We start from the raw sequence: 4,164 nt of genomic DNA, 5'->3' as shown, positions 1-4,164 counted from the left end.
TCCCAGACCTAAGTCCCGCTCTTGGTCACAATCGGCACCCACGCTCCGTTCTTCACCTGATACATCGTCGACGATGCATTTTTCAACGCGCCCTTATCGTCAAACGCAATCGTGCCCGTAATGCCCGGGAACGAAATACTTTTCAGCGCCGGCCGATAAACATTCGGATCGATGGAATTGGCCTTCTGCATCGCATGCACCGCAGCCCACGCAGCGTCATAGCCAAACGGCGCATACGAGAGGATCGCCACACCAAAACGCTTCTGGAACTTGTCCGAGAACGCCTTGCCCTGCGGCATCTTGTCAAGCGGGCTGCCATATTCCCAGGCCATCGCGCCTTCGGCGGCATCGCCTGAAAGCTGAAGGAAATCCGCGTCCATCACGCCGCCACCGCCAACCAGTTGCGCCGTCATGCCAAGTTGCTTCATGCGCTTGGCGACAGCCGCCGCCTGCCGGTCAAGACCCCCGAAGAAGATCAGGTCAGCCCCGGATGCCTTCAGCGCCGTGAGCTGAGCGCTGAAATCGACGGTCTGGTTGTCGCTGAATTCATGCGCCACGATCGAACCGCCCGCCGCCTTCACCGCTTTTTCAAACTCGTCCGCTTCGCCCTGGCCGAAGGCCGTCCGGTCGTCAAGGATCGCGATCTTCTTGGCCTTCGTCACCTTCACCGCGTACGTTCCGGCATTGCCCGCGTTCTGGGCATCGCTGGAAATGACGGTGAACATGTTCGCGAAGCCGCGCTGCGTGATGGTCGGATTGGTCGCAGCCGGATCGATCACCGGAATGCCGGCGGTCTCATAAACCTGCGACGCGGGAATCGTCGTACCTGAATTAAAGTGACCGACGACCACGGCAACGCCGCCATCAACCAGCTTTTGCGCCGCCTGCACGCCCACGCGCGGGTCAGCCTGATCGTCCTCAGCTTGGATCACGAACTTGGCCGTCTTGCCCCCAATCTTGATCTGCTTCGCGTTCGCTTCATCGAGCGCAAGTTGCACGCCATTCTGCAAATCCTTGCCGTAACCGGCATTCGCGCCCGTCAGCGGCGCAGCGAAGCCAACCTTTACATCGATATCGTCAGCGGCGGCAGACACCGGCAATGCGGCCAGGGCTCCGGCAGCACACGCCAGAGACAGGCAAAGCGGTTTAAGGCTGGTACGAAGACGCATGGTTTCTCTTCTCCTTCAGTTGGACACTTCGGGCTAGCAGACGGTTTCTATTCTTCGATGCCGGCTCGGTTTCTATAGGTAGGTCTCTCTCTCGATCCTTCTATTCCTGTTCCACGGTCTGGCCCCACGACTGGAACACAACCGGCGACCCGGGCCAAGACGGATTTGCCCGGGCGCGACGACACCATGTGCGGACGAGAAGGCCGGCGAGAGTTCGGCTAACTCATTTCCCGATACCGGTCGACATGCTCAATTTAGGAAACCAAATTGACGTCGTCTTGGCAGTTCATCGCATGGACGATGCGGATTTCGGCATAGCGATGGAATTGTCGTTTTAGCCACTCGATGCTTGCTCGCGCACCTTGCCCCTTAGGTCTACTCGACACGTCATCTCTGGCACCGTTCAAAAGACGATCGCGCGTGAAGATTGCAGCACAAGTTGATTCGTCACCAACGGACCGGTTTGTTGCAGTTTTCACTCTAAAAACTATCATAAGGTTTACTTATATATTTCCATAAGCATTCTATAAAACATGAATGCGCACCATTTCGTAAGCATCAAACCTTTCATCTGTAATTCTAATGCGAATCATTCTCATTTGTGTTGACGCGTTATGTCGGGGTCGGTACGATTTGCTTCTGTCCTACCCCTCTGGATGGTGGGTCCGGACAACGTCGAGCGCCAATGCGCTGCGATATCTCAAGAAAAAACAACGCGACGCGGGCAGCCGTCGCAACAGATAAGAGGATTTTGATGAAACCCGTCCAGATCGGTTCGTGCGACCCGCGTGGTGATGCAAGTCACGACTCATATATCGACTCACGCGTCGGCACGCATCCACGTACGGCGCTCAAGCGCCGCATCGCGCTCATGGGGACCCTGGTGTGGCTCGCGTTCTCATCGGCTGCGGCGATGGCCGATACCGATACGCCCGCGCTTCCCGCGGTCAGCCCGGATGCGACGCCATCAGACGCAGCCGAACCTGACTTGAACATCAAGGCACAGCCGGCCGGTCAGTGGACCGGCGTTTGGGGGCGCTCGACCCTTCTCGGCGATATGTTCGGCGTGCGCCCGTGGCTTGAGCAGTATGGTGTGACGTTGCAGGCGACGGAGGTATCGGAATACCTGTACAACTTCCGTGGGGGCCTGAACACCGGTGGCACCTATGACGGCCTGACTACCGCTACCCTCCAGCTCGACACCCAGAAGGCTTTCGGCCTGGAAGGCGGCACATTTAACGCGAGTGCGTTGCAGATCCACGGCCGCAATCTCAGCGAGTACTATCTCGGCACGCTGAACACGGCGAGCGGGATCGAGGCGGAAGACACCACCCGCCTGTGGGAACTCTGGTATCAGCAGTCATTCCTGAACAAGCGCGTTGACGTGAAGGTCGGGCAGCAAAGTATCGACCAGGAATTCATGGTCAGCAGCTATGCCGCGACGTTCGTCAACACCATGTTTGGCTGGCCTGGCCTGCCGTCCTATGACATGCCCTCGGGCGGCCCGGCGTATCCGCTGTCCGCGCTCGGCGTGCGCGTTCGCGGCCAGATCACGCCTTCACTAACCGCGTTGGCAGGTGTGTATGACGGCGATCCGCTAGGCAACAACCCGAACAACCTGAGCGGCACGAACTTCAACCTGCACAGCGGCGCGATGTATATCGGCGAGTTGCAGTACTCGATCAACCAGCCCTCCGACGGTCAAATGGAGGGTGTTCCGCAGACCGGTTTGCCAGGCACCTACAAGATCGGCGTCTGGTACAACAACGAACGCTTCAACGACCTTCTCTACGACAACACCGGCGTGTCGCTCGCCAGTCCGGCGAGCACCGGCACGCCCCAGTCGCATCAAGGCAACTACAGCTTCTACGCCGTGGCGGACCAGATGGTGTGGCGTCCCAATCCTGACGAGCCGCGTAGTATCGGCGTGTTCGCCCGCGTGATGGGTGCACCCGGCGACCGCAATCTGGTGAGCATCAGCGCCAACGCGGGCATCGTGATGAAGGCGCCGTTCGAGGGCCGCGATAACGACACCGTCGGCATCGGCCTCGCGTATATCAAGGTCGGCAACCACGCGCACGATCTCGATCTCGACAACCGCGAACTGACTGGCGGCCCGTACGGCGTGCGTACCAGCGAAACAGCCGTTGAAGCGACCTATCAGTACCAGGTCAACCAGTGGTGGCAGATTCAGGGCGACCTGCAATACACCTTCAACGCCGGCGCGGGTCAGAATCCGAACGATCCGACGCAGCCGCTGCGCAACACGTTCGTGGCCGGCGTACGCACCGCCATTACTTTCTGATCGGCGTGACGGGAACCTCGAACATGAATGCACGCACCCGGAGTATCTACATGAAACACATCAAGTCGAGCGCTTCTCTCGCTTTCGCATCGGTGGCGCTGCTGGCAGGCGTCGGCATTCAAAGCGCGCAGGCCGAGCCGCAGGGTTTTCTCGAGACACTCCACAAGCACACCACGCTGATCAACACCGTGCCGTCCAACGGCGACCAGAATCCGTACGCACTGGTCGTCGCGCCGGTTACGACGGGTACGGTCAAGCAGGGCGACGTGCTGGTCGGCAACTTCAACAACTCAGCCAACTTGCAAGGCACCGGCAGCACGATCGTCAATTACCGTCCGGACACGAAGCAGATGACGGTGTTCGCTACCGTGCCGCGCGACCTGAAGGAATGCCCGGGCGGCATTGGCTTGTCCACCGCGATGACCATGCTGAAGTCGGGCTGGGTGATCGTCGGCAGCACGCCGAGCAATGATGGCACGACCGACACCAAGGGCGCGGGCTGCCTGATCGTGATCGATAACCAGGGCAAGGTGGTATCGACCATCTCCAGCGCGAATATCAACGATCCGTGGGGCAACATGGCCGTCGTCGATAACGGCGATCACGCCACGCTGTTCGTGAGCAATGCAGGCTTCGGTGTGGGCTCGGCGAAGGGCAATCCGCCCGTGTTCAAGCAAGCCACTATCCTGC

General features: G+C 59.4%; 2 protein-coding genes and 1 pseudogene. 2 read left to right on the top strand and 1 reads right to left on the bottom strand.

Annotation, left to right across the window (positions count from 1 at the left end):
- Positions 1 to 8: 8 nt before the first annotated feature.
- The gene (locus WCA53_RS03365; RefSeq protein ID WP_423905456.1) at positions 9 to 1,169 is read right to left on the bottom strand and encodes a branched-chain amino acid ABC transporter substrate-binding protein; all 1,161 of its coding nucleotides are present in this window, start codon (positions 1,167 to 1,169) and stop codon (positions 9 to 11) included.
- Positions 1,170 to 2,082: 913 nt separating this feature from the next.
- Between WCA53_RS03365 and WCA53_RS03360 the strand changes: the two genes are divergently transcribed.
- Positions 2,083 to 3,474 carry a carbohydrate porin gene (locus WCA53_RS03360; RefSeq protein WP_423905458.1) on the top strand — a complete coding sequence of 464 codons (1,392 nt, stop codon included), beginning with the start codon at positions 2,083 to 2,085 and terminating at the stop codon, positions 3,472 to 3,474.
- Positions 3,475 to 3,524: 50 nt separating this feature from the next.
- Positions 3,525 to 4,164 (top strand): annotated as a pseudogene (locus tag WCA53_RS03355) (hypothetical protein); the annotation flags it as partial.

This window comes from Caballeronia sp. (assembly GCF_049581465.1).
Taxonomy (GTDB): Bacteria; Pseudomonadota; Gammaproteobacteria; order Burkholderiales; family Burkholderiaceae; genus Caballeronia.
The sequence above is the reverse complement of the archived record's forward strand: the minus strand, read 5'-3'. Positions and strand labels throughout refer to the sequence as shown.